General features: G+C 39.4%; 25 protein-coding genes and 2 pseudogenes. 17 read left to right on the forward strand and 10 right to left on the reverse strand.

The window, feature by feature from the left end; genetic code table 11:
* The first annotated feature begins 37 nt into the window (after positions 1-37).
* The 6 genes and pseudogenes from BQ5371_RS00930 to BQ5371_RS00955 form a co-directional block, all read left to right on the forward strand.
* On the forward strand, positions 38-457 hold the full coding sequence (locus BQ5371_RS00930) for a nuclear transport factor 2 family protein (RefSeq protein ID WP_071132101.1): 420 nt from the start codon (positions 38-40) through the stop codon (positions 455-457).
* 10 nt (positions 458-467) lie between these two features.
* Positions 468-836, forward strand: coding sequence for a nuclear transport factor 2 family protein (locus BQ5371_RS00935; protein WP_071132102.1), 369 nt, complete (start codon positions 468-470; stop codon positions 834-836).
* 23 nt (positions 837-859) lie between these two features.
* Positions 860-1,477, forward strand: a complete 618-nt coding sequence (locus BQ5371_RS00940; RefSeq protein WP_071132103.1) for an SAP domain-containing protein — start codon at positions 860-862, stop codon at positions 1,475-1,477.
* Between the two features lie 101 nt (positions 1,478-1,578).
* Positions 1,579-1,743: a transposon-encoded TnpW family protein gene (locus BQ5371_RS00945; protein ID WP_071132104.1), complete on the forward strand. Its 165-nt coding sequence runs from the start codon at positions 1,579-1,581 to the stop codon at positions 1,741-1,743.
* Between the two features lie 41 nt (positions 1,744-1,784).
* Positions 1,785-2,279 (forward strand): annotated as a pseudogene (locus BQ5371_RS00950) (type IV secretory system conjugative DNA transfer family protein); the annotation flags it as partial.
* Between the two features lie 39 nt (positions 2,280-2,318).
* Positions 2,319-2,495: pseudogene (locus BQ5371_RS00955) on the forward strand (recombinase family protein); the annotation flags it as partial.
* A gap of 63 nt (positions 2,496-2,558) precedes the next feature.
* On the opposite strand, the gene BQ5371_RS00960 reads toward BQ5371_RS00955, so the two are convergent.
* The 6 genes from BQ5371_RS00960 to BQ5371_RS00985 form a co-directional block, all read right to left on the reverse strand.
* Positions 2,559-4,235 (reverse strand): recombinase family protein, encoded by a 1,677-nt coding sequence (locus BQ5371_RS00960; RefSeq protein WP_009447114.1) that lies wholly within the window; start codon positions 4,233-4,235, stop codon positions 2,559-2,561.
* Positions 4,236-4,335: 100 nt separating this feature from the next.
* A complete protein-coding gene (locus BQ5371_RS07095; protein ID WP_004607973.1) occupies positions 4,336-4,563 on the reverse strand; it encodes a transposon-encoded TnpW family protein in 228 nt (75 codons plus the stop codon).
* Positions 4,564-4,980: 417 nt separating this feature from the next.
* On the reverse strand, positions 4,981-5,241 hold the full coding sequence (locus BQ5371_RS00970; protein ID WP_016289899.1) for a helix-turn-helix domain-containing protein: 261 nt from the start codon (positions 5,239-5,241) through the stop codon (positions 4,981-4,983).
* A complete protein-coding gene (locus BQ5371_RS00975) occupies positions 5,222-5,662 on the reverse strand; it encodes a sigma-70 family RNA polymerase sigma factor (RefSeq protein ID WP_050636981.1) in 441 nt (146 codons plus the stop codon). The genes BQ5371_RS00970 and BQ5371_RS00975 overlap by 20 nt, the downstream gene beginning before the upstream one ends.
* Before the next feature lie 536 nt (positions 5,663-6,198).
* Positions 6,199-7,188, reverse strand: a complete 990-nt coding sequence (rlmN, locus tag BQ5371_RS00980; protein WP_002569187.1) for a 23S rRNA (adenine(2503)-C(2))-methyltransferase RlmN — start codon at positions 7,186-7,188, stop codon at positions 6,199-6,201.
* A gap of 23 nt (positions 7,189-7,211) precedes the next feature.
* Entirely contained in the window at positions 7,212-7,391 is a 180-nt protein-coding gene (locus BQ5371_RS00985) for a cysteine-rich KTR domain-containing protein (RefSeq protein WP_002588768.1), read from the reverse strand.
* A gap of 384 nt (positions 7,392-7,775) precedes the next feature.
* Between BQ5371_RS00985 and BQ5371_RS00990 the strand changes: the two genes are divergently transcribed.
* Positions 7,776-8,129, forward strand: coding sequence for a helix-turn-helix transcriptional regulator (locus BQ5371_RS00990; RefSeq protein WP_009447119.1), 354 nt, complete (start codon positions 7,776-7,778; stop codon positions 8,127-8,129).
* A gap of 272 nt (positions 8,130-8,401) precedes the next feature.
* Here the strand turns inward: BQ5371_RS00990 and BQ5371_RS00995 are convergent, their stop codons facing one another.
* Entirely contained in the window at positions 8,402-9,679 is a 1,278-nt protein-coding gene (locus BQ5371_RS00995; protein ID WP_071132107.1) for an IS110 family RNA-guided transposase, read from the reverse strand.
* Positions 9,680-10,074: 395 nt separating this feature from the next.
* On the opposite strand from BQ5371_RS00995, the gene BQ5371_RS01000 reads away from it, so the two are divergent.
* Genes BQ5371_RS01000 through BQ5371_RS01010 form a run of 3 tightly spaced genes read left to right on the forward strand, consistent with a single transcriptional unit; the run spans position 10,075 to position 11,971 of the window.
* Positions 10,075-10,404 (forward strand): plasmid mobilization protein, encoded by a 330-nt coding sequence (locus BQ5371_RS01000; protein WP_009905253.1) that lies wholly within the window; start codon positions 10,075-10,077, stop codon positions 10,402-10,404.
* Complete coding sequence (locus tag BQ5371_RS01005; protein WP_071132108.1) at positions 10,365-11,711, forward strand: relaxase/mobilization nuclease domain-containing protein; 1,347 nt, start codon at positions 10,365-10,367, stop codon at positions 11,709-11,711. Before BQ5371_RS01000 ends, BQ5371_RS01005 begins: the two co-directional genes overlap by 40 nt.
* Positions 11,712-11,713: 2 nt before the next feature.
* On the forward strand, positions 11,714-11,971 hold the full coding sequence (locus tag BQ5371_RS01010; RefSeq protein WP_071132109.1) for a hypothetical protein: 258 nt from the start codon (positions 11,714-11,716) through the stop codon (positions 11,969-11,971).
* 176 nt (positions 11,972-12,147) lie between these two features.
* Here the strand turns inward: BQ5371_RS01010 and BQ5371_RS06790 are convergent, their stop codons facing one another.
* Genes BQ5371_RS06790 through BQ5371_RS01020 form a run of 3 tightly spaced genes read right to left on the reverse strand, consistent with a single transcriptional unit; the run spans position 12,148 to position 16,744 of the window.
* Positions 12,148-12,513 (reverse strand): cysteine-rich VLP domain-containing protein, encoded by a 366-nt coding sequence (locus BQ5371_RS06790; protein ID WP_083377362.1) that lies wholly within the window; start codon positions 12,511-12,513, stop codon positions 12,148-12,150.
* Positions 12,510-12,716: a transposon-transfer assisting family protein gene (locus BQ5371_RS01015; protein WP_071132110.1), complete on the reverse strand. Its 207-nt coding sequence runs from the start codon at positions 12,714-12,716 to the stop codon at positions 12,510-12,512. The genes BQ5371_RS06790 and BQ5371_RS01015 overlap by 4 nt, the downstream gene beginning before the upstream one ends.
* 2 nt (positions 12,717-12,718) lie before the next feature.
* Complete coding sequence (locus BQ5371_RS01020; RefSeq protein ID WP_071132111.1) at positions 12,719-16,744, reverse strand: antirestriction protein ArdA; 4,026 nt, start codon at positions 16,742-16,744, stop codon at positions 12,719-12,721.
* Between the two features lie 423 nt (positions 16,745-17,167).
* Here BQ5371_RS01020 and BQ5371_RS01025 point away from each other — a divergent pair, with 423 nt between their 5' ends.
* The 7 genes from BQ5371_RS01025 to BQ5371_RS01055 all read left to right on the forward strand — a co-directional run bounded on the left by BQ5371_RS01025 (position 17,168) and on the right by BQ5371_RS01055 (position 25,766).
* Complete coding sequence (locus BQ5371_RS01025; RefSeq protein ID WP_071132107.1) at positions 17,168-18,445, forward strand: IS110 family RNA-guided transposase; 1,278 nt, start codon at positions 17,168-17,170, stop codon at positions 18,443-18,445.
* A 287-nt stretch (positions 18,446-18,732) separates the two neighbouring features.
* The gene (locus BQ5371_RS01030) at positions 18,733-19,371 is read left to right on the forward strand and encodes a TetR/AcrR family transcriptional regulator (protein WP_001273433.1); all 639 of its coding nucleotides are present in this window, start codon (positions 18,733-18,735) and stop codon (positions 19,369-19,371) included.
* Between the two features lie 123 nt (positions 19,372-19,494).
* Complete coding sequence (locus BQ5371_RS01035; protein ID WP_001049471.1) at positions 19,495-20,091, forward strand: MptD family putative ECF transporter S component; 597 nt, start codon at positions 19,495-19,497, stop codon at positions 20,089-20,091.
* Positions 20,081-20,794 carry an energy-coupling factor transporter transmembrane component T family protein gene (locus tag BQ5371_RS01040; RefSeq protein WP_071132112.1) on the forward strand — a complete coding sequence of 238 codons (714 nt, stop codon included), beginning with the start codon at positions 20,081-20,083 and terminating at the stop codon, positions 20,792-20,794. The genes BQ5371_RS01035 and BQ5371_RS01040 overlap by 11 nt, the downstream gene beginning before the upstream one ends.
* A complete protein-coding gene (locus BQ5371_RS01045) occupies positions 20,779-22,248 on the forward strand; it encodes an ABC transporter ATP-binding protein (RefSeq protein ID WP_019116057.1) in 1,470 nt (489 codons plus the stop codon). Before BQ5371_RS01040 ends, BQ5371_RS01045 begins: the two co-directional genes overlap by 16 nt.
* Entirely contained in the window at positions 22,238-24,028 is a 1,791-nt protein-coding gene (locus tag BQ5371_RS01050; protein WP_000933065.1) for an ABC transporter ATP-binding protein, read from the forward strand. Before BQ5371_RS01045 ends, BQ5371_RS01050 begins: the two co-directional genes overlap by 11 nt.
* Positions 24,021-25,766: an ABC transporter ATP-binding protein gene (locus BQ5371_RS01055; protein WP_071132113.1), complete on the forward strand. Its 1,746-nt coding sequence runs from the start codon at positions 24,021-24,023 to the stop codon at positions 25,764-25,766. The genes BQ5371_RS01050 and BQ5371_RS01055 overlap by 8 nt, the downstream gene beginning before the upstream one ends.
* Positions 25,767-25,792 lie beyond the last annotated feature (26 nt).

The raw sequence follows: 25,792 nt of genomic DNA on the forward strand, positions 1-25,792 counted from the left end.
TATAAATAATTATTTGATTTTGGAGGTGCTTAAATTTATGAATGAAAGAGAGAAAATCATTCGTTTATGGTTTGATATGTGGCTTACACAACAAGACTTAGGGATAGATAAAATTTTTTCTGATGATGTAATTTATATTGAGAGTTGGTGTCCTAAGTATGAAAACCGTCAAACAGTAAAGCACTGGTTTAATGAATGGAATACAAGAGGAAAAGTGCTTGAATGGGAAATAAAGCAATTTTTTCATAAGGATAATCAAACTATTGTAGAATGGCACTTCAAAAATAAAATGAATGAGGGGAAAGTTGAAGAATTTGACGGTATTTCTTTAATTGTTTGGACAGCCGATAATAAGATAAAAGCATTAAAAGAGTTTGGCTGTAATTGCAATAACTACAATCCTTATAAAGAGAGTGAAATACCCTTATTTAGAGATGAAAAAGTAAATTGGTTTTGAGGTGATTACCATGGATATAGATAGATTTTTTAAAACAGTTTTATCACAAAATGCAGAAGAAATTAGGAAATATTTTCATAAAGATGCTATTATAAAATGGCATTGTACAAATGAGTTATTTACCTTAGATGAGTATATAAAGGCAAATTGTGAATATCCGGGGAATTGGAACGGAGAAATAGAGAGAATTGAAGAAAATGAAGATATCATTATTTTAGCTTGTCGAGTTTTTCCGACAGATAATAGTGAGTCTTTTCATGTAGTGAGTTTTATTCATCTTGAGGATAATTTGATTATTGATATGGATGAATATTGGTCTGATGATGGATTAGCGCCAGAATGGCGTAGAAAAATGAAAATTGGAAAACAAATTAGGTAAATTGGTTTTGAGGAGATAAAATATTGATAGAAAGTAGACCTGAGTTTGATAAAATTACATCGTTTGATGAGTTTAAAAAATACTATTGGTATCGTGAAGAACTTTCAGAGATATGCAAGTCATTATCATTAGAATATAGAGGCACAAAACAGGAACTCAATTATATTATTGAGCAGTACTTTAAGGGCAATTTGATTAAAAAATCATCAATAAAAAATGAAAAGAAACAAGTAGAAACTATTATCTTAGATACGCCATTACTTGAATGTGGGTTCTCCTTTAACACACAATTTAGAGAATATTTCTCAATTTTAACAGATGTTTCACCATTTAAATTTACTGCTGATATGGCTACTGCTTGGAGAAAAGTAAAAAGCGAAAATGATTTGAGTTTTACAATTCAAGATATGCTGAAAGTTTATTATGGAAAATCGGATTATGCCAAGTATGATAATTCGGTTTGTCAATGGAATCAATTTTTAAAGGATTTTTGTGCAGATGAAAATAGTCGCAACTATTCAAATAAATTAAAAGTAGCCGCTATTCTTTGGAAAGAAGTTAGAAATTCAAGAAATGAAAAAATTTATTCAAAGAATCTTTTGACTGAATATGCAGATAAAATAAAAAAGTATTGTAAGTAGAATATTCTCAGCTTGTAATTGAATAAAAATTAACACAGTAACAGTAAATCGAAAAAAGGTTTACTGTTTTTTCTTTGCCTAAAAAACGGAAAGGAGGACTTATGGAAGAAGAAAAAAGAGAAATAAAAGCACCACCTAATAAACAGTTAATTATGGATATTGGAAAGACAAAATACACTGTAAATCTATATTTCAAGCAAGGAACAGGCGAAACATACAAGGATAAAATACTAAAGCTAATTAAGAGAGAAACAGAAAAGATATAGATTTATCAAAGAAATTTTGTTTATGTCCTTGACAAATCTTCCCAAAAGGAACGATAGTGATTGAGTGTGGCAAGATGCTTGAAGATAATGGCTATGAGATTAAAATTCTAAATACCATAAACTTCAAAAAGTCTATGAAGTACAATCCATTCGCATATATCCGTTCTGAAAAAGATATTCTAAAACTCGTTCAGACAATCATCGCAAACACGAAGGGCGAGGGAGAAAAAGCAGGTGAGGATTTTTGGGTGAAAGCTGAAAAACTCTACTATACGGCACTTATCGGCTACATCTGGTATGAGGCTCCAAGAGAAGAAAAGAACTTTGCAACACTACTTGATATGATAGACGCTTCAGAGGTAAGAGAAGATGATGAAACCTACATGAATCCGATTGATAGACTCTTTGAAGCACTTGAGAAAAGAGAACCGACACACTTTGCGGTGAAGCAATATAAAAAGTACAAATTGGCTGCTGGAGTAATAGAATTAAGGAGAACACTTAATCACTATTTTAGTGAAATATGTACTTCTTAATTCTTTTTTTATTGAAAAATTAAGAGAAAGGGGGTAAAAATGAGGAATTTTGAAAAGATAACAGCACTCTATGAGAGATTAAGTCGTGATGATGAACTGCAAGGAGAAAGTAACTCTATCATCAATCAGAAAAAAATATTGGAAGAATACGCAAGCAAAAATAACCTGTCAAACATTATTCACTTTACAGATGACGGAATCAGCGGAACACAGTTTGTTGAGGTAAGATAACGTAACCTTTTTTGCAGAGGGCGTTATCTTACCTCTTTTTGATGTATGTTAGATAGCATAACTCTTTACGTCGGCTCCTATCTGTCTGAAATAGGAGATACTTTCGGTAGGCTTGTCGCCCGTATCAACTCTGCCGACAAAGCTATAAAAGATTTCGATTTTGCGGGTGTTCGTTTCCTTATCCAGTTCGTGAATAAGAATACGGTCAATAAATTCATGGACGTTTTCGTAGGTCAGTTCGGTAATGGCGGTGTATCTGCGTACCAGTGCGACAAACCTTTTCACGTCCGCGCTGCGCTCGGTGGCGTTGTCGATTTCCTGTGACAGCTCCGCAATCCTCCGGGTCAGCGTCTTTTTTTCTTCATCATAGCCGGAAGTCAGAAAAGCAAACTGTTCATCAGAAAGTTTCCCTAAAGCGTTGTCCTCGTAGAGCTTGCGGAATAAGATGTTCAGCTCGCTAATGCGGCTCTGCGCCTTGTCAAGCTCTTTCCGCTGCTGTGTCAGCGTCTTTTGTACTGCCTTTGCGCTGCACTCGTTGGCGGTTTCGATAAACTCCTGTTCATGCTCTTTCACATAGGACAGCACCCTCTGTAAATCAGCAAGGACAAGTTCTTTAAGGACGCTCTTTCGGATATAATGGGTAGTGCAAAGCTCGCCAGTCCTTATCCTGTTTCGGTACTTTCCGCAAGTGTAGGCGTGTTTGCGTTCCAGTGTCCCGGCTCCCTGTTGCAGATACATTTTATAGCCGCAATCCCCACAAAAGAGAAGTCCCGAAAAAATGTCAATTTCATCAACCTTTGTAGGGCGGTGTTTGGTAGCAATCCGTTTCTGTGCAAGGTCAAAGGTTTCTTCGTCAATCAAAGGTTCGTGCGTGTTGGGGAAAAAGTATTGCTTTTCCTCCGGGTTCTTTTTCGTCTTTTTCGATTTGTAAGATACCTTATAGCTCTTGCCCGTAATGGTATGCCCCAAATATTCTTTGCGTCCAAGAATATCATACAGTGTCTTATCCGGCCAGTTATAAATACAGGTCGGGTGCGGGCGCGGGTGGCGGCAACTGCCGGAACGACGGTAGCGCAGTTCTGAAACAGTAAGTACCTCATGTTCCCGTAGCCAGTTCTGGATTTCGCAGATACGGTCGCCGCGCACATACATAGCGAAAATCTGTTTTACAATGTGCGCCGTTTCCGGGTCGGGCAATAGATGATTGCGGTCGTTTGGGTCGGCTATGTAACCATACGGCACTTCGCCGTTGACACGCTCGCCTTTCTGTGCCTTTGCCTGTTTAACAGCCCGGATTTTCTTTGAGGTGTCGCGGGCGTAAAACTCGTTGAACCAGTTCCGCAGAGGGGTAAACTCGTTATCTTCCCTCGCTGTGTCTACACCGTCGTTAATGGCAATGTAGCGCACTTCATATTCGGGGAAAACAATCTCTATCAGTTCGCCGGTTTTCAGATAATTGCGTCCCAGACGGGAAAGGTCTTTTGTTATGACGGTCGCCACGTTCCCGGCTTCAACCTCATGCAGCATGGCTTGAAGCCCCTCACGCTCGAAACTCACGCCGGAAAATCCGTCGTCTACAAAAAAGCGCGTATTGAAAAAGTGGTGTTCGTCAGCGTACTTTTGTAAAATCAGCTTTTGGTTCTGTATGCTCTCGCTTTCCCCGGCCTGCATATCTTCCTGGCTCAATCTGCAATATAAAGCGGTAATCTTGTCTGTCTGTAACATTTTGTCCTCCTTTCCGACGACAGACAAGCATGGTATTTGTACTGTCTATATTATACCACATACCGCTGCCTGTGTCATGTATAAAATGTGAAGAAACGCCCTATTTTCGGGCGTTTGCGGGGTTCAGCTCCATGTCTTTGCGAATGAGCTTTTTTATCTTTTTATCCAGTGTGTCCGTTGCGCGTTCACTTGCAGACGAACATACAAGGTAAGTAACTTTTCCGATTTTATGCTCCGTTGTGGTAACGGGCGTTTGGTTTTGCGTCAAAGAAAATCCCCCTTTCTTTCGCAAACATATAATACAGTCTATGAATAGCAGCAAGTCCACTATTCAATAAAACAAAGGCTTTAATCGGACGGTTATTAGCATAACCTCATGGGAATTTCACCCCGGCATGGTTCTCATGCAGCCCTACCCATTGCCTGCGACGCTCTTAACGCTCGGACTGTGGCTGTAAGGAAGTATCATTGTATATTCTGCGTGTCGTTGCCCGCAAACCGCTACACTTGCTTTCCGGCGCGGTGTTGGTCGCTCGGCTGTCCGGGCGGTGATAACCTCGCCCGGATAGCGTCATGGCGCACCCGCCGTATGGCTCGACGCAAAAGGAACGTATCCGATTTGCCCTATGCTGCGCCGCCGTTATCTTGCGCCGCTTTCTTTTTCAAGGTTCAAAATGGCTGTGCTACCCGCGTCAACAGCGGAACGGAAAAGGGGGTGAGAGAAAGCGTCCCGCCGCCGTTGCGGTTATTCCTCTGTCCTAAAGGTGAGGACAGCCATCATCAGTTTTGCTTGCAGCCGTTCCCGAATGTCGTGGTCTACGCCGAAATAGACGTTCCCGCGCTCGTCGTACAGCTTCCGCATGGAGAGGCGGGCTATGTAGCCGCTAAAATGCTGCAAGACAATCTTCATGGCGTCCGGGTCGCCCTTTGTCGCTGCCACAATGACAGGATAGGGAACAAGGGCATTTTCCGGGTAGCCGGGTTCGTTACCATTCGTCCCATTCATCAGCATTTTCCTCCAGATATTTTCTTAATTTCTCAAAAGAGCTTGTCCGCCTGTACTGTATCGTGCTTCTCGATGTATTGAACAACTTCGCAATCTCGGTGTCGTTCATTCCCTCGAAATAGTACAGGAGTACGGCTTTGCGCTTTTCTTCCGGCAAAGTACGGATTGCTTCAAGAAGCAGCTTCGGCGTGATTTTCTTCCCGGCTTTCTCAAAGACGGTTTCGGCGGTTTCCCGTTTGAAATATTCATCAAAGGTATGAAGCTGCCGCGCTTCGTCTAAGGGCAAATCGGAAAAGGTGACTTCCCTTGCCTTATGCCTGTGCAGCTCCCTGTGAGCGTCACACGCTTCATTGTGCAGCACCGTATTACAAAACTTCTGAAAAGCACATTGTTTGTAAAACTCCCTGCTATTAGGTTCCACATTCTCACCTCCTTTCTCGTTGGAAAGTTGGTGGTGCTTCCCCCTTTTCGCGGGGCAATACGGCGTTTTTGAAAAACGCCGAAGATTTTTTGAAATTTTTTCAAAAAATTTTTTGAGCAGCAAAATACGCCTGTCCGAAAAGCCCGGACAGGCGTATAGGTATTGTAAGCAGTATTTAGATGATTAGACAGTTCATAGTCAAGGGTAGAGAGGTTCCCGGCGGTGGTCGGGCTTTTTTTGATATGTCAATGACCGTCGGATTTTGTCGATAGGGTATGTGCTTCATGGCGGCTACCTCCTTTAGCCGCCGCTTTTAACAGTGATACCGCGTCATTTCATTAGAAGATAAAAAGAAACGGCGGCTTTGATTTTTCAAAGCTGCTGCGGAAATCAAAGAACGACAAGCAACAGTTCTGATTTTGCTCCAATATGGTTATTAGGGGCACAAATTAAAATCAAAAAAGAGCCGATAACAGCAGTATTTCAAACTGCATATTATCGGCTCTGCGTCTGTGCGTCTGGCTCTTTTAATTAAATTATTTCTGTTGTTTTTTGGCTTTATTATATGTATTAGCTAACTGTCCACAAGCTGCTTTAATCTCTCTACCATGAGAAACTCTCATGGTAACTTCAAGTCCTGTTTGCTCTAATTGATGTTTGAACGCAACCATTTCTTGTTTTTGTGGTGCTCTAATTTTTGAATTACTCGTCGGGTTGTATTGCAGCACGTTAATCATAACATTTTTGCCCTTAAACCATTTTGCAAGTTGCCTTATATCTGAGGAACGGTCATTTATACCTGGTAAAAGCAAATACGCAAATACCACTTTTCGATTATGCCTTTGAGAATAGGACAATGCTTGCTTAACAACATCTTCAATAGCGTACATGTGCATATGAGGAATGATACAGTTTCTCGCAGCCTGTGTTGCTGCATGTAAAGATATTGTCAACTGAATTTTTAGATGTTCTTCGCGCAATTTTTTTAATTGATTAACTGGACCAACTGTTGATACGGTAATGCCGTCGGTTGGAAAGTTAAGTCCATTTCTATCTCGAAGAATATGGATTGCTGCAATCAAGTTGTCGTAATTGAATAAAGGTTCTCCCATTCCCATAAAAACGATACGATTTACTTTTTGACGTATCAATACAACCTGCTGCACAATTTCAGACGGTGTTAGATTACGAACAAAACCATTGCGTCCGGACTCACAAAAAATACAGCCAACAGAACAACCAACTTGCGTACTTACGCAAACAGTCCCACCATCTCGCCGTTTAATAAAAACCGTTTCAATATACCTGTTATCTTTCAATTCATAAACATACTTTTCAGTATCGCTACTTTTATAGACTTTTTTTGTTGATATTGATAGATTTTCTTTGTGAAATGGCTGTTTATACAATTCCGTATATAAGGCTCTTGCTTTATCCTCTCCAATTACTTCCGACATTTCTTTGTAAGTAAATCCGTATGGGTCATTCAATATTTCCGTAGGTGTACTTTTAGGTAAGTGTTTCATTTAAATATCCTTCCTTTTCAAAATTAAAAAGTTTGTTTTTCAGAGTTTTTGATTATGATTTCTAGTTTTTCAACATCAACGATATGCGTTAATTTACATTTAGGGCAGAAAAGAGGAAAATTTCTTAATACCGTATTATAAAATACTTGAACCCTCGTCTTTCCGTTACAAATTGGACATTTTATCCAATATTTTTCAAGCATAATATTTCTCCTTTTGCGCAAAAAAATGCAGGTCAATTCTCAACATGAGCATTGACCTGCATTTATACATATAATACTACAACAAAATTAAGGCATAGTTTTTATACTATGTCTATACGTCGTTAGTTTTGTTGTATAGCATACGCAAAATAAGCATGACAAAAAAGCCCATATTGAAAATGGGAAAAATCTTTTTTGATTTCAATGCTTATCGAATACGCATGCTATGTAACATAAACATTCCCCCCCTTTTATATAATATTATATACAAAAGCAGCTTGTTGTCAACATATATATATATGAATTATTTTGGCTAACTGATAGAACTATGTAGACATATCCAAGAAGAAAGGGGAACAGTAAAATGTAAGAGGGTGAATAACTATGGCAAAAAGACCAGTACCAAAATACGACTTCAAGGCTTTTGGGGCAGCGATAAAGGCAGCGCGTGAAGGACGCAAGGAAAGCCGCAAGAAAGTAGGCGACGAAATGTTTATCTCGCCGCGCTACCTTGCGAACATTGAGAACAAGGGGCAGCACCCAAGTTTACAGATATTCTTTGAGCTGATACAGCGTTACCATATATCCGTAGACCAATTCCTGTTAGACACGCCCGCTGCAAAGGACACAAAGCGGCGGCAGCTTGACGCGCTCCTTGACGGTATGAGCGATACAGGCATACGGATTGTGACCGCAACGGCAAAAGAGATTTCCGAAGTCGAAAAAGAGGGCGAATAGGAATGTCCGGCTTAAAACTGAACAGGATTTAGAGAGCGTTGTAATCTTTTTTGAGATTGCAGCGTTTTTCTTTTGCGGAAGTTTGGCAAAATCGCTTTTTCTCCGTAGTAAGGGATAAGAGCCTAAAGGATAAAAACATTCGTAGACCAACTAAGGAAGTCAATAGTTATTTTAAAAATTTTTTTAAAAATTTTTAAGTCACAAAACTTAAAAATGTGCATAGCAAACAAGCCTCATACACTTTCATTTTTTGAGGCAACACTTTTAATAGTTTATGCGACTAACTTACTCTTTTCTCGAATTAGTTTTTGATGCTCTTCGGGTGTTCTTAACTCAAATGATTTTTGATTTCTGAGGACAGCAAAAATAATTTGAACCATCTTTCGCATAATTGCACACATTACAACTTTGTATGGTTTTTCAGCTATCTTCTTTTCAAAATAAGCTCGCATAACAGGATTTAAATACTCTCTGTTGCGATTTGGATACACATTAGATTTAGCCAGCATATGGAGAATTGAGCGAACATGAGGTGATCCTCTTTTAGAGATTTTATTGTTTTTCCTATTGTATGTTCCACTTTGGGTTACTCCTGGATCCAAGCCAAAGAAGGCAACTAATTCTTTCGGTTTCGAGAAATTGGATATATCTCCAAGCTCTGATAAAACAACACATGCTGTATACTCTCCAACTCCTGGAATACTTTGTAAAAGCACTATTTCTTTATGAAACTTTTCATCTAAAAGTGATAGCCTTTTGATTTCATTATCGATTGCTTTCAAAGCTTCCTGTAAACTAAAAATAACCCTCACAGTTGTTTGAATAAGTACTGCTGAACTAAGGCTTACTATACAAACTTCAATAGATTTTTCAGCAGCTTTCAATAGTTTTTCATATTTTACTTCGGCATAGGAGCTGCTTTTATGTGAATTTTCTTTTATCAGTTGAATAATATCTTGCTTATTTTCAGGAGATAAGACTTCCTGTATAGTAGGATATTTTTCAAGCAAAGACAAAGGTGTTTTCCCTTGCAAATCCGCAAATACTTTCTTGAAATCTGGAAAGGAAATATCTAAAAAAGCGATTAATCGGTTGATGTGTTCCACAATTTCATCCGTCAATTCTTTATGCTGTCTGCAAAGCTTTTTGATACTGTTAACGGTATCTGAATGTGTAATTGTTTCGTTGTAATTCTTAATACGATATAGCAACGCTATATTATATGCATCTGTTCTATCTGATTTAATTTTTCGGATATTGATATTTTTCAATGCTCCACTTTGAATCGGATTAATTACAATGACTTCGTAATTATGCTTACGGAAAAAATTAGCTAAAATTTGATGATAGTGTGCAGTAGCTTCCATGATAATTACTGCTCTGTCCTCGTACTCATCTTCTACCTTTTCAAGTACATAGATGAGCGACTTCATACCATTAATATCATTAGAAATTTTAAGTCTTTTGATGATGTCATTATTAGGTGATAGAATACAGATATCACTGAAAGCTTTACTCACATCAATTCCTACAACAATTTTTTCTGACATAATATACCTCCTATAATTTGGGATGCCCTGTTAATCCAAAACCACAACAGGCTCACGAGTTATACAGGTAATCAATGAATGAACCTAACCAACCGAAAAGATGAAAGGCAATGGAATGAGGGTGGAGTCTACCAAATGAGTAATTCCTAAGTTGGAAACCCAGCAAGCACATAAAACAATCCCATTTCATCCCTAATATCTATAATTTTATCATAGATGATTAGGTTCATTTTTAAGAACTATGCTTAAAGCTGTTCTTATACTATTAGTATATGAGCAAGCATAGGAAAAGAGTACCCTTTTCCGTATTTTCGCTCTCCCGCCCTGCGGTGCGTCGGTTGAAAATTGCTTGTTGGGAAGTGTCCCAAACCCCCGGAATGGAAAGGAGCGATTGCATGAACGGACGCAAAAGAAAAGTACAAATCAAATTCTATGTAACAGAGGAAGAACGGGCATTGATTGAGCAGAAAATGAAGCTCGTCCCCACCCGGAACATGGCGGCGTATCTTCGCAAGATTGCCATTGACGGGTATATCATTCAGACAGACCATAGCGACATAAAAGCCATGACAGCGGAAATACAGAAAATCGGGGTCAACATCAATCAGATTGCAAAGCGTGTCAATGCGACAGGCAGCGTCTACCAAGAGGACATAGAGGAAATAAAGGGGGTGCTTGCAGAGATATGGCGGTTACAAAGATTAAGCCTATTAAAAGCACGTTGAGTAAAGCCCTTGACTATATCCAAAACCCGGATAAAACAGACGGGAAAATGCTTGTGTCCTCCTTTGGGTGCAGCTATGAAACGGCGGATATTGAGTTCGGATTTACGCTTGCACAAGCCATAGAGAAAGGGAACAATCTCGCCCACCATTTGATACAGTCCTTTGAGCCGGGAGAAGTAGACTATGAGAAAGCCCACGAAATCGGAAAGCAGCTTGCCGACGCGGTAACAAAGGGACAGCACGAATACGTCTTAACTACCCACATAGACAAAGGGCATATCCATAACCATATCATTTTTTGTGCGGTAAATTTTGTTGACTACCATAAGTACAATTCCAATAAACGCAGCTACTACGGCATACGGAACATGAGTGATAGGCTGTGCCGGGAAAACGGGCTGTCCGTCGTCGTTCCGGGTAAAGGCAGCAAGGGAAAGAGCTATGCGGAGTATCACGCAGAAAAGGTCGGTACAAGTTGGAAAGGCAAGCTGAAAATTACCGTTGATACGCTTATCACCCAAGTGGCAAGTTTTGAAGAATTGTTGCAGCGGTTACAGGCAGCGGGCTATGAGATAAAGCCGGGAAAATATATCTCCTGCCGCGCTCCCGGACAGGAACGCTTTACCCGCTTAAAAACTCTCGGTGTAGATTATACAGAAGAAGCAATCAAAGAACGGATTGCGGGCAAGCGCACAAAGGCGGCGAAAGCTCCCAAAGAGCAGCGCGGCGTATCGCTGCTTATCGACATTGAAAACAGTATCAAGGCAGCGCAGAGCCGGGGCTATGAACAGTGGGCGAAAATTCATAATCTGAAACTGGCTGCAAAAACTATGAATTTCTTGACAGAACATAAGATTGAGCAGTACGCAGATTTAGTCAGCCGGATTGAGGAAATAAATGCGGAAAATGAAAAGACAGCAGACGCATTAAAGAGCGTGGAGAAGCGTCTTGCAGATATGGCGGTGCTGATGAAGCACGTTGCCACCTACCAAAAAACAAAACCTGTCTATGAAGCATACCGCAGAGCAAAGGATAAGGACGCATACCGGGCAAAGCAGGAAAGCAGTCTGATACTCCATGAAGCGGCAGTAAAGACACTGAAAGCGGCGGGCGTTACCAAACTCCCCAACCTTGCCGCCATGCAGGAAGAATACGGGAAACTACAAGCGCAAAAAGAAGCCCTTTACGCTGATTATGGCAAGCTGAAAAAACAGGTCAAGGAATACGACGTTATTAAACAGAACATAGACAGCATTTTGCGGCAAGGCAAAGAGCCGGAACGGGAAAAAGGAAAGGAACGGGAATAATTATGAAAATGGTTGGTATTACACCATGTTACAGAATAACATTAGAAAATGGCAGTTATGGCGTGGAAACTTATATTGACGCAGACAGTAAAATCCAAATTACTTTTGAGGACGGAAATACACTTATCGGATATATAGAATGTGTGGAATATGGAACTTATTCCGATGAAAATGATACTCTGGTTATAAGGGTAGAGAATGGAGAGCTGTATATCCTATTGGGAAACCGAATAAAGGATATAGAAGAACTGCACGAATAAAGTAAAAGAAAAGGGCGCAGACAGCCAACAAAAGACTGTCCGCGCCCTGTTTTATGTAGGTGCGTTTTTGGTATCTGTTACGCAATAGAACATCATTTTTAGGGGATAAGGTATAAAACCCTTGCCGCGTCATTTTTAAGCACTGAAAGCCCTGTAAATCAAGGCTTTTTTTGCCCCTATTGCGTAACAAGGGCGCGCCGTTTTCTCATGCGCTCCGCTGCCTGTCTGCGGGTAATCCGCTTTCGGCAGTCCGGGCAGTATTTGACGCTGTTAGAGGTGGACGCAAAAGAAACTCCGCACTCGGTACAACGCTTTTTATCCTCGGTCTTGAAAAGCTCTGCATACAGCAGCTTATCAAGGGGAAGTACGGCGGTCTGAAACCATTTGCATAGAAGCGAATAGGAAATAAGCTGCGGGCAGACACATTCCTCCCCGTCGTCCAGTAAAATACAGTGTCCGTTATCGCAGTTGCAGCACTCCTTTTTTACAAGGCTGTTGACTTTCCGGCTTTGGGGAGGCGTAAGCCGCTTTAGCCCGGTCATACTTCATCAGCGGCGAAAATGGCAAGCTCCGCATACTCATTTTCTGTCAGAGGTGCGATTTTCACAAGGGTACGTTTCGCAAGTTCCCGCATATCCTCGTCCATGAACGGCAGCGCGACGTTGATGTTTTCCATAAGCCCGCGCTTGCCGCCCTCATTGTAAATGCTCAATAGGTTTGTTTCTTCAACGGTCAGTCTAATCATGCTCATACCTCCAATTCGTGATTTTTTGATTTTGCCGCTTTTTTCTGTGCGGTCTTTTCTTTGTCTGCTCTAAGCTGCGCCCGGATAGAGGGCTTCTTTTCCGTTTTTGCTGCCTTGCCGCGTTCCTTGTCAGCCTTGACAGCTTCCGCAAGGTCAACAAGGGAAATGGTTTCTCCTGCCTTTACCTTTGCTTCCAGTTCTGCAACGGTCGGGGTGTTGTTTATCTGCCCGTCAATCATATTGTAGTTTTGCTCGGTGGTCTGCTCGGCAGCTTTCAGATAGTTTTCCGGCTGAACGGGAACAGCAAAAGCCCTTGTGCCGTTCCCCATAATCAGATATTTTCCGTCGTCGGACTGGTGGTGCAATCCATATCCGGCAGCTTCCATTTGCTCGCGGCTCATGGTGGTTACATAGAAAGTCCCCCTCGGTGTTTTGATTGTTTCGCCCGTTTCCAAGTCGTCGGGAATGAGGGCTTTTTCCTGCTCCTTGAAAAACTCCGGCACGTCCTTATAACCGAAGCTGTCTACATAGTGGGCGGTGTCCTGCCCGTTCTGATGAAGTACCACCACGTCGGAAACGGAAAGGCTGTGTCCCTTAAAATCTTTCGGGTGGTCGATATTGAAGCGGGTGTAAATATCTTCAAGGGAAGTCCCCGGCGTAAGTTCTGCGGAATAGACAAGCGCATAGTTTTTCGCGTCTACCCGGTGTCCTGTGGCAGTCAGACGGTCATAAGGTTCAAAACGCAAGTCCCTTGTTTCGTCCCAGCCTTTTATCTGATAAATGGAAAAGGTGTCTTTGTCCTGTGGGGCTTCCTGTTCCGGCTGCTCCTGTGTGGGTTGTTCCTGTGCAGCTACCTTTTGCGCCCGGATATGCGCCCGTTGTAACTCGGTAGGCTTTTCCCCGGTAAGGGGTGCAATCGCTTTCACATAATCAGCCGCATAGTAGGCGTTACTGGTAAGCTGCCGCTGCCATGCCCCTGCTTTTGGCGACCAACGGAAACCGTTACTTTTTAATGCTTCCCGCGTGGCTTCGTCCGGCTTATCCTCAAAGAAGATTTGCAGTCGGTTCGCTTCGGTGTTTGCTTCCACCTTGCCGCCGTCAAATTCCCAACCGACAAAACCGATTTCTTTTTGCTGTGAAAGGGATTTGATACGGTCTTTCACGCGCCGGATTTCTGCGCTGTTGTTGGATAACGCCCAAGTCGCAAAGGGCTTGTCCTCCAAATGCCAACTGCTCGCCATGTCTGCTTTCAGTTTTTCCAGTTCCTCCGGCGGTAAATGCGGGCAGCCGTCAAGGGTCTTATGCTTGCGGTAATAGGCGTTTACGGCTTTCATGGTTTCCTGTGATTTTTCAAGGCTTTCCAGTTTCTTTTCTAACTTCTGTACTGCCTGCGGGTCGTCTGCGCTGATACCGCCCATGCCGGTACTGCGGATTTTATCAAGAAGTCCTTGTATGTCCTGCCATTCCCGGTAATTGCTGTCGCGGGCTGCGTTCTGCTTTTCTTTCTTCCTTGTGGGGAAGTTAGAGCCGCCCGCAATCAGGATAGAGGGAACACGCGCGTCAATCTCATAGCCTTTGTTCATGTTCGCTGCCAGTTTCCGGGCGTAGGTGTCAAGCAGGCTGTCGATTTTCTCATGGTACATCGGGTCTACCCGTTGTTTCTGCCTTTCTGCAAGCTGTACGGCTTCATCTACATAATGCCTGTATTCAGCCGTCGCGCTGCCTTGCTTATAATCGGAAAAGCTGTTCATATCCTTTGCGCGTTTGGCGGCAGCTTCGTTGATAGTGTAATAAGGGGCGGGTGCAGCCTGTTCCGGCTGTGCTTCTTTTTCCTGTACCGGGGCTATTTCTTCGGGAAGCTCCGGCGCGGCTGCTTCTGCTTCGGGCTGTTTGGCGGCTTCCTGTGCGGGCTGTGCCTGTTCAGTGGTCTGTTCCTTATCCTGTGCCTTTTGGATTTCTGCAAAATGCCCGTCTATGGTATCAATCAGCTTTGCGGCTGTGCTGCGGATTGTTTCAAGAGAGCCTTTCAGTTCTGCAAGTTCTTTTCCGCTGCTCCACCCGGCGATATATCCAAAAGAATAGTCCGACGTATCAAGCCCGTAATGTTGGCAGACAGCATAGGCGACGCTTTCCGCCTGTACCTCGCGGGTGCGGCGGTCGGGGCGTTCCGGCATAGCAAGGGCAGTATCATGCAGCGTGGCGTGGGCGATTTCATGGATTGCGGTCTTGATGTTCTGCAATTCGTCCATACCCTCGTTGATAATGATACGCTTTTCCTCATAATTGCAGCGTCCTTTTACGCCGCCGCTTAGTGCTTCAAATTCCATAGCAAACGGGGAAGTCTTTTCAAGGGCAGCGAAAAAGTCCTTGTATTGTTCCACGTTGCCCGTCAGCTCATAGGTAAGGGCAGGAAGCTCCTTTCCCTCGGTCTGTGAAATATCAAAGACAGATACCACACGAAAAGCGGGTATCTTGATTTCCTTTTCCTCGGTAACAGGTTTCCCGTCCTTGTAGAAAACAGGTTTTTGGGTGTCCGGGTCGATTTTTTCCACCTGTTTCTTAACGGTAAACGGGGACGGCGCAAGTATCTTGATAGCTTTTTCTCCGGGCTTTACATGGCGGTCAAATTCCTTTTCCCATTGTTTATAGCCTTTCACAAGATTGCCGCCCTGCATGGCGATAAGGATTGTATTGTTAAGGCTGTAATCATGGAATTTAGACATAGTACGCAGATAGTCGGCGTAACGGTCGCTTTCATAAAGCCCTAAAATTCCTTGTTCCAGTCGGTCGGTAATCTCTTTCATTTTATCGGCAGGCTTTTCAGAAGATAGGATAATCGGGAGAACCGGGGGCTGCTCTGTGGCGGCGGTCGGTATGACTGCGGAAGCGTCAAGGTCTGCCTGTTCCTTTTCCTGTACTGGCGGCTGCGGCGTTACCCGGTATTCCTCCGGCACGTCGCGCCCGTCGTACCATTCTGTAAAAGTGTTGCGGTTATTGTAGATATAGCCCTGCTCGGTAAATCTGCCCCCATCATTGATAGCAGCGTCCCGCCCGTATTCCTCATACATGAAATATTTTTTTGCTTCTTCGGGCAGCTCCAACTCGTCCAGTTCTTCAATCAGATAATACCCGTAATCTTCCTCACTCTGTACGGACGGATAAAGCCAGTAACAATCAAGGTTTTGTGCAAGATTGATAATGTCCTGCAAGTCCCTTGTATGGTCGCCGTATTCCATAGCTGCAACAAATTTTTCCCGGTCGTCGTCAAACTGCATTTTCAAAAGTTCGCCCAAATAGTTCAGCTCGTCAAGGCTTTCAAGCTCGGTCAATTTTCCTGCCAGTCCCGCAATAGAGGACTGGTATTCTGTGATGTGCAGCTCCCCGTAGTTTTTGCCGTCTATCCCGATACGGTCAAAGACTTCTTTCAAATGCTCGGCAGTCGTGGGGAATGATACCCATTCGCCCGCAAGTCTGCCCTCGGTGTACTTTCCAAGATTAGAAAGATACCCGCTTAAAATCGTTTCTGCCATGCGTTCACTCCTTTCGTTTTCAATCATGCGGTGCATAAGTTCGTAGTCCTCCATGCTCATGCTCCCGTCAAATAGATAGGGGTCGGGTTCTTCGCCGTCCCGGTAGGCTTTTTCAGAGAATGGAAGCCCCGCAGCGTGGGCGGCGGCTCTTGCTTCCTCGATAAGCTCCGACGGCAGCCTGTCGTCGTGGACTTCGATAAATTCCCCGATATTGCTATATCCGTTTTCGTAGTGGTGGCGCACCCCGGCGGTCAGTTCGTCAAGGCTCATATCCTCGCCAAGATAGCCGGAATAATAGCCGTTTACCACAACGGCGGCAGGGTCAGCCTGTTTGATTTCTTCCATGCGGCTTCTGTCCTCCGGGTAGAGAATATCGCTCATTTCAAGGTGGAAATATTCGGCGTTCCAAGAACGTCCCGTTTTCCAAAACGCCACCCAAGCGATACCGTCCCTTAATTCTTCTTGATAGTCCTTTACGGTGTCCCGTAAACTTGCCATGTGTAACCTCCTTTCTGCGGTTTCAGAGGGTAAAACCCTCCATAAAATAGAGGGTTTGGGAAACTTCCCAACAAGCAAAAATCCCCGCCGTTCTCGGTAGAGAAAGCAGGGATTTTACGGAAAAGGGTACTCTTTTCCTATGCTTGCTCATATACTAATAGTATAAGAACAGCTTTAAGCATAGTTCTTAAAAATGAACCTAATCATCTATGATAAAATTATAGATATTAGGGATGAAATGGGATTGTTTTATGTGCTTGCTGGGTTTCCAACTTAGGAATTACTCATTTGGTAGACTCCACCCTCATTCCATTGCCTTTCATCTTTTCGGTTGGTTAGGTTCATTCATTGATTACCTGTATAACTCGTGAGCCTGTTGTGGTTTTGGATTAACAGGGCATCCCAAATTATAGGAGGTATATTATGTCAGAAAAAATTGTTGTAGGAATTGATGTGAGTAAAGCTTTCAGTGATATCTGTATTCTATCACCTAATAATGACATCATCAAAAGACTTAAAATTTCTAATGATATTAATGGTATGAAGTCGCTCATCTATGTACTTGAAAAGGTAGAAGATGAGTACGAGGACAGAGCAGTAATTATCATGGAAGCTACTGCACACTATCATCAAATTTTAGCTAATTTTTTCCGTAAGCATAATTACGAAGTCATTGTAATTAATCCGATTCAAAGTGGAGCATTGAAAAATATCAATATCCGAAAAATTAAATCAGATAGAACAGATGCATATAATATAGCGTTGCTATATCGTATTAAGAATTACAACGAAACAATTACACATTCAGATACCGTTAACAGTATCAAAAAGCTTTGCAGACAGCATAAAGAATTGACGGATGAAATTGTGGAACACATCAACCGATTAATCGCTTTTTTAGATATTTCCTTTCCAGATTTCAAGAAAGTATTTGCGGATTTGCAAGGGAAAACACCTTTGTCTTTGCTTGAAAAATATCCTACTATACAGGAAGTCTTATCTCCTGAAAATAAGCAAGATATTATTCAACTGATAAAAGAAAATTCACATAAAAGCAGCTCCTATGCCGAAGTAAAATATGAAAAACTATTGAAAGCTGCTGAAAAATCTATTGAAGTTTGTATAGTAAGCCTTAGTTCAGCAGTACTTATTCAAACAACTGTGAGGGTTATTTTTAGTTTACAGGAAGCTTTGAAAGCAATCGATAATGAAATCAAAAGGCTATCACTTTTAGATGAAAAGTTTCATAAAGAAATAGTGCTTTTACAAAGTATTCCAGGAGTTGGAGAGTATACAGCATGTGTTGTTTTATCAGAGCTTGGAGATATATCCAATTTCTCGAAACCGAAAGAATTAGTTGCCTTCTTTGGCTTGGATCCAGGAGTAACCCAAAGTGGAACATACAATAGGAAAAACAATAAAATCTCTAAAAGAGGATCACCTCATGTTCGCTCAATTCTCCATATGCTGGCTAAATCTAATGTGTATCCAAATCGCAACAGAGAGTATTTAAATCCTGTTATGCGAGCTTATTTTGAAAAGAAGATAGCTGAAAAACCATACAAAGTTGTAATGTGTGCAATTATGCGAAAGATGGTTCAAATTATTTTTGCTGTCCTCAGAAATCAAAAATCATTTGAGTTAAGAACACCCGAAGAGCATCAAAAACTAATTCGAGAAAAGAGTAAGTTAGTCGCATAAACTATTAAAAGTGTTGCCTCAAAAAATGAAAGTGTATGAGGCTTGTTTGCTATGCACATTTTTAAGTTTTGTGACTTAAAAATTTTTAAAAAAATTTTTAAAATAACTATTGACTTCCTTAGTTGGTCTACAAAAGAATGAATTAGATAGCAAGCGTTAAGCAAGTTTTCAAATTTGTTATATAATTATAACATAAAAGTCAATGTATGTGTATAAATATCTTGACTTTTAAACATAAAAAGTGTTATAATATAACTAAGTTATATTTGAAGAAAGGAGGGCAAATCATGGCAAACGGAGATTATGAAGTAACTCATAATAGGATTCTTAATAGTGGTAAGAAAATTTTCAAAGAACAAGGATTTGAAAAGGCAAATTTAAGAGCTATTTGCAAAGAAGCAGGTGTTACTACTGGGGCGTTTTATGGTCATTTTGAGGATAAGGAAGCACTTTTTTCTGAGTTAGTTGAGCCGATTGTAAGCCAAATCCGAAAATACTATGCTATGTATGAGGATAAGAGTTTTGAGACATATAAAAAGGAAGTTCCACTTGGGAAAGAAACCATTTATAAAATTTTAGACTTTAAAGCACATGGCGCTGTTAAGATGGTCTTGTATTTTTTTGAAAATAAAGATGCATTTGAGTTATTAGTGTTTGGTTCTTATGGAACAAAATACAGTAATTTTTTAGATGAACTCGTGGAAATAGAAGATAAAAATCACATCAAAATATTAAGCATGATTTATGGTGAAGATGGTGTCGGTAGTGTAATAACCGATATGGGAATTCACTTAATTAACCATGCATATTATTATGCTTTATCTGAAGTTGCTGTTCATTCTAAAAGCAGAGAAGAAGTAGAATTAAATGCCAAACTAATTTCAAAATTCTTTAATGAAGGATGGGGCAAAATAAGAGGTTTGTAAAATGGAAAATTTTTTTGCATCAAATATAACTTAGTTATATTAAAGATTTAATTTTATACAAATTGGCAACATGCTGCTTTATAAGCAGATAAAAAATATTATATGTATTCAAGGAGGAGAAAAATGAATTTAAAAGGTATTGTAAAAATAGCAGTATTTTCTGTTATTGGATTTGTTCTTACGATGGGATTAGGATTTTTGACAGGTTCTTTTGGAATGATTCCGAGTTTGTATTTATCATCGGCACTTGCAACAATTATTGCCGCACCAGTTTTTGTAATAATGTGTAAACAAGTCGCACAAAGAGGAACAGCATTCTTATATTTCTTATTACTCGGCGTGTTCTATGCTCTTATGGGAATGTGGCCCGTAATAGTAGTTTGTGCAATTGCAGGAATATTAGCAGAGCTTGTGATTGGTAAAAAGGAAAATTACTCAGACAAAAATATGAGAGTTGGACTTGGTTTTGGTGCTGGTATGTTTATATATTCGCTTCATGCGATGTATTTCACATTCGTATTTGGAGTCGAAGGTCTTACAAAACAATTCCCTAAGATGTTTACAACAGACTATGCAACATTTCTTTATAATTTTTACACCCCTAAAAACATTGCAATTTGCGTAGTGATCGCAATCGTTGCATCAATTATTGGTGCTAATTTTGGAACATATATTTACAACAAATTCTTTAGCAACAGGAAGAAAAAAAGTGTTTTGTAAAGGTGAAAAAAACTATATAGAAGGGTACCAACTATTAGATAAAATCAACCCACTTACTATAGTTGGGTTGATTTTACTATTTTCAGTTATTCTAACTGTTGGAGAGCAATCACAATATTTATTTTCCCTTATTTTTGTCTTAGGACTATTATTCTTATTTTCTATAAGAAAGACATTTAGAACGATATGTTCATTGCTTATAGTATGGGGGCTTATTTATTTGCTGAAACCCCACTTAGGAAATGTTTTGGTTGGTTCTATATATACAATGCTACTTATAGTGTTGAAATTTGCTCCACTTTTCATTTTGGGAAAAGTGCTGTCTTCGTATAGTTCTTCGCATCTAATTGCTGCATTTAGAAAAATTGGTATTGATGGTGGAATAGGTATAGGAATCACAGTATTCTTTCGTTTTATTCCGGAAATTTCTATTAGGATGAAGGAAATAAACAATGGCATGAAAATTAGAGGATTTAAAGCAAGTATTTTCAAACCAATTAAAACATTTGAATTATATTTTGTTCCTCTTATGTATAAGTGCATAGATATAAGCGATACCTTAACTTGTTCAATCATATCAAAAGGCATTGAATATGATGGCAAAAAAACAAGTTTTCATGATGTAAAATTTACTTTTATCGATATTGTAATGTTAATGATTGGAATAATTTTGGTTTTGGTGAGTGTATGGAAAATATCTTAGGAGCAAATATACGCAAATTTTCATACGGCGAGGACTTAGTACTAAAAGACTTAAAACTGTCTGTAAAAAAAGGAGAGATAGTTGTATTAACAGGTCTTTCAGGATGTGGGAAAACAACATTTTTAAGACTTCTAAATGGACTCATTCCATATTTTTACGAAGGAAATTTAGAAGGTAATATTGAGCTTTTGGGAAAAGAAATATCTTCGTATCAGAAAGGTGAACTTGCAAAATATATAGGAAATGTATTTCAAAATCCCAAGGATCAGTTCTTTTGCGATGTGGTTGAAGATGAAGTTGCTTTGGTAGGAGAAAATCTTGGGTTAGATGAGAACTTATTAAAAGAAAAGGTAGATAAAGCATTAAATTTATTGGAGATAGGTCATCTAAGAAAAAAATCTATCTTTGAATTGTCTGGTGGAGAAAGACAAAAGGTGGCGATAGCAGGAACACTTATTTATGATACAGACATTATCTTTTTCGACGAACCTTCAAGTAGCCTTGATTATGACAGTATAAGGAAATTTGAAAACATACTTGTTAAGTTAAAAGCGATTGGCAAGACAATTGTAATAGCTGAACATAGATTGTATTACCTTAAAAATATTTTTGATCGTCTTGTCTATATGAAAGATGGAACGGTAGAAAATATTTTTAAAAAAGGTGAACTCGATAACCGGAAGTGTAAAGAACTGGAATTAAGAACATTAAATGAAAAAGAACTTGTGTCGGAAAAAGAGCCATTAAAAACCAGAAGCTATATAAAAGTCGACAATGCAAATATTCACCAAGGGAAAAGAACTTTGATAAAAGATTTGACTTTTGACATTAAAGAAAAAGAAATCATGGGAATTATCGGTTCTAATGGAATTGGGAAAACAACATTAGCAAATTCTTTGTGTGGGCTTTCCGAAAAAAGATTAGATGTGAATTATGGAAAGAACAAGAAGGAACGATTGAAAAATTCTTATTTAGTTTTGCAAGATGTTGATGCTCAGATTTTTTTAGACACTGTGGAAAATGAGCTGATATTTTGTAAAGAAAAGAATACGGAAAGTGATTTGGAAGAAATACGAGATTACTTAAAGCAAACAAATTTGTGGCATAAGAAAGTAAGCCACCCACAAAAATTGTCTGGTGGTCAAAAACAAAGACTTGCGATTATTACTTCGTTTTTATCCAATCGAAAATTGATAGTTTTAGATGAACCGACCTCTGGACTTGATTACAGAAGTATGAGTATTATATCTGATTTAATTACAGAAAAATCAGAGGAAGTTCCATTTATCATTATTACGCATGACTTGGAACTACTATTCAAAACTTGCCATTCTGTTTTAATGATTGGCAGAGAAAATTATAAAAAAATATCTGTAAAAGGAAATGAACAAGTGATTATGGATTTTATGGATAATAAAAAATCTTTGATTAAGGAGGAGAATGATGTTAAATAAGGTTTTTGAGTATGCTGGTTCGCATAAGAAAACAATACATTTAGCGAGTTTTATTATGCTATTAAGTGTCATTATGGGAGTTGTGCCATTTCTATTTGCTTATCAGATTATAAATCCTTTGATTTTAGGACAAAATTTGGAATTCAAAAGGTTAGTTATTTTGCTTGCCGGTATTTTGATATGTTTGGTTTTGCAAGCATTATTAGGTGGTTTGGGTCTTAATATGTCCCATAAGGCAGCATATAACACATTATTTGGACTTAGAACATCTCTACAAAAAAAGATGGAGAATCTTCCCTTAGGAGCTATTGAAGAAAAGGGAACAGGTGCTATTAAAAAGATGTTTGTAGATGATATTGGTAGTTTGGAAGTTCTTTTGGCACACTCATTGCCTGAAGGAATTGCCAATTTAATTGTGCCTGTAATGGTATATATTGCAATGTTTTTCGTTGACTGGAGACTGGCACTTATGTCTTTGGCATCCATTCCACTAAGCATTGTCGCTATGATGATTATGTATTCCGCAGGAATGAAAAAAATGGGACCATATTATATGGCGAGTGGAAAAATGAATAATACCATTATTGAATATGTGAATGGTATGGAAGTAGTAAAAGTGTTTAACAAGCAAGCGGAATCATATCAAAGATTTTCTAAAGATGTTGGAGATTATAGAGATTATGCACTCGCTTGGTATAAGACTGCATGGCCATGGATGGCATTGTATAGTGCCTTGCTCCCATGCACGATTATATTAACATTGCCGCTTGGCGGTTACTTTGCTTACATGGGCTATGTTAGTCTTTCTGATTTGATATTGGTTTTATGCCTATCTTTGAGTATTGGCTTACCACTCTTAAAGGCTTTGGGATTTTTACCAACGATGCCACAGCTTAATTATAAAATATCTGCATTGGAAGATGCTTTAAATATAGAACCATTAAAACAAGGTGAAAACAAGTTTAAAGGTATAGATCAAACTATTTCCTATGACAATGTTACATTTGGTTATCAACTAAGCAAGATGGGAGAGAATGGACAACCTGAAACATACATTAAAAATGTGATTCATAATGTGAGCTTTACAGCAAAAGTTGGAGAAAAGACAGCCATTGTTGGAGAATCAGGCTCAGGTAAAAGCACCTTAGCGAAACTCTTAATTCATTACTATGATGTTTTAGAAGGAAGCATTAGTATTGGAGGACAAAATTTACAGGATATGAGTCTTAAGGCACTGAATAAAGAGATTTCTTATGTGTCTCAAGACCAATATTTATTTAATACTTCACTCTTAGAAAATATTCGTATCGGAAATTTGTCAGCTACGGATGAAGAAGTGATAGAAGCTGCAAAGAAAGCTCAGTGTATGGAATTTTTAGATAAGCTCCCAAATGGTATTTACTCTTTGGCTGGCGAGGCAGGAAAGATGTTATCAGGTGGAGAGAGACAAAGAATATCCCTTGCAAGAGCTATCTTAAAAAATGCACCGATTGTTGTACTTGATGAAGCTACTGCCTATGCAGATCCTGAAAATGAAGAAAAGATGGAAGCTGCGATTGCTGAACTTGTAAAAGGTAAAACATTGATTGTAATTGCTCATAAACTTCCGGCAATTGTAGATGCAGACCAAATATTGGTAATGAATCATGGCCGTTTAGTTGCAAATGGAAAACATAAGGACTTGTTAGAATCATCAGCAGACTACCGTAAATTATGGGATGCGACAATATTTAGTAAGGAATGGAAAATTGATAGAAAGGCAGGTGAAATGAATGTTTAAGCTAATATCAAGAATTTTAAACTTGTCAGGAAAGTATAAAAATAGAATTAAAGGGGCATTTGTTTTTGCCTTTGTTGAATCCATATTAAGTAAAATGCCTATATTTATTGCATTTACCGTTTTGATAGGATTTTATGAAAAAACGAATACCTCCAAAACTTTTCTATATGTAGGAATAGGACTTGTTTTAGTGGTTTTATTACAAGCGGTGGTTCATTTCTTAAGCGATAAATTGCAAAGTGCAGCCGGCTTTCTGATTTTTGCAGACAAAAGGATGAAGCTTGGAAATCACCTTAGAAAACTTCCTATGGGATATTTCACATCAGGAAATTTAGGAAAAATCAATTCTGTTTTAAGTTCAGATATGGCATTCATTGAGGAAGTATCCATGAGTACCATAGCTAATATGATGAGTTATGTGCTTTCAACCGTTGTGCTTACTATATTCATGTTTGTTTTGGACTACAGAATTGGATTGATTGCGGTGTTTGTAATATTGGTTGCAACACTGATTGCAAACGGCATGAATAAGATGTCTTTATCTGAAGCTGTTATCAGGCAAGAGCAAGGAGAGAAGCTAACAGATTCAGTTTTGTCATTTGCAGAAGGAATTAGTGTAATCAAAAGCTATAACCTTTTAGGCGACAATTCAAAGGCTCTTACAGATAGCTTTGCTTCATCAAGAGACACTTCTATAAAGTTTGAAAAGAAGATGACACCTTGGACAAGCGGATTGAACATCATTTATGGTATCGGAATTACATTTATTTTGGCACTTGCTTTGTATCTTCATTTACAAGGAATGTTGAAACTTCCTTATGTGTTAGGACTGATACTATTTGTATTTGACTTATTCAGTCCATTAAAAACTCTTTATGGAGAAGCAAGCAGGCTAACAGTTATGAATGCTGCTTTAGATCGTATTGAAGAAGTATTAAATGAAACGGAACTACAGGATACAGGTAAAAAACATATCTTAAAGGCTAAGTTTGGTGAGCCGGAAATTAGTTTTAATCATGTGAAATTTTCTTATGGAGAAAAAGAGGTTTTGCATGATATGAATTTTGAAATGAAAAAGAATACAATGACAGCTTTAGTTGGACAATCTGGTGGAGGAAAATCTACAGTAGCCAACCTTTTAGCGAGATTTTGGGATGTAGACTCCGGTGAAATTTTGATTAGAGGAGTGAATATAAAGGATGTTTCACTATCTGAATTGATGTCGGAAATTAGTATGGTTTTCCAGAGAGTTTATTTATTCCAAGATACGATTTTTAATAATATTGCCATGGGGAAAGAAAATGCGACGAAAGAAGAAGTTATAGAAGCCGCAAAAAAAGCAAGATGTTATGACTTTATTATGGCACTTCCTGATGGATTTGACACAATGATTGGAGAAGGAGGAGCAACTCTATCCGGTGGTGAAAAACAAAGAATTTCTATTGCTCGCTGCATATTAAAAGATGCTCCTATTGTAATTCTTGACGAGGCAACAGCAAGTGTTGATGTGGACAATGAAAGCTATATACAGGAAGCAATCAGTGAATTGGTAAAAAACAAGACATTGCTTGTGATTGCCCATAGATTAGGCACAATCAAAGAGGCTGATAATATTATTGTAATAAAAGATGGGAATATTGCAGAACAAGGAAATCACAGTGATTTAATGACTTTAGATGGAATCTATAAAAATATGGTACAACTGCAAGAAAAAAATAAAGGACTAAAAATTATATAAAAATTGGTCTAAGAGAGGAGAAGACG

It is taken from the genome of Alterileibacterium massiliense, from assembly GCF_900104645.1.
Lineage (GTDB): Bacteria > Bacillota > Clostridia > Peptostreptococcales > Anaerovoracaceae > Alterileibacterium > Alterileibacterium massiliense.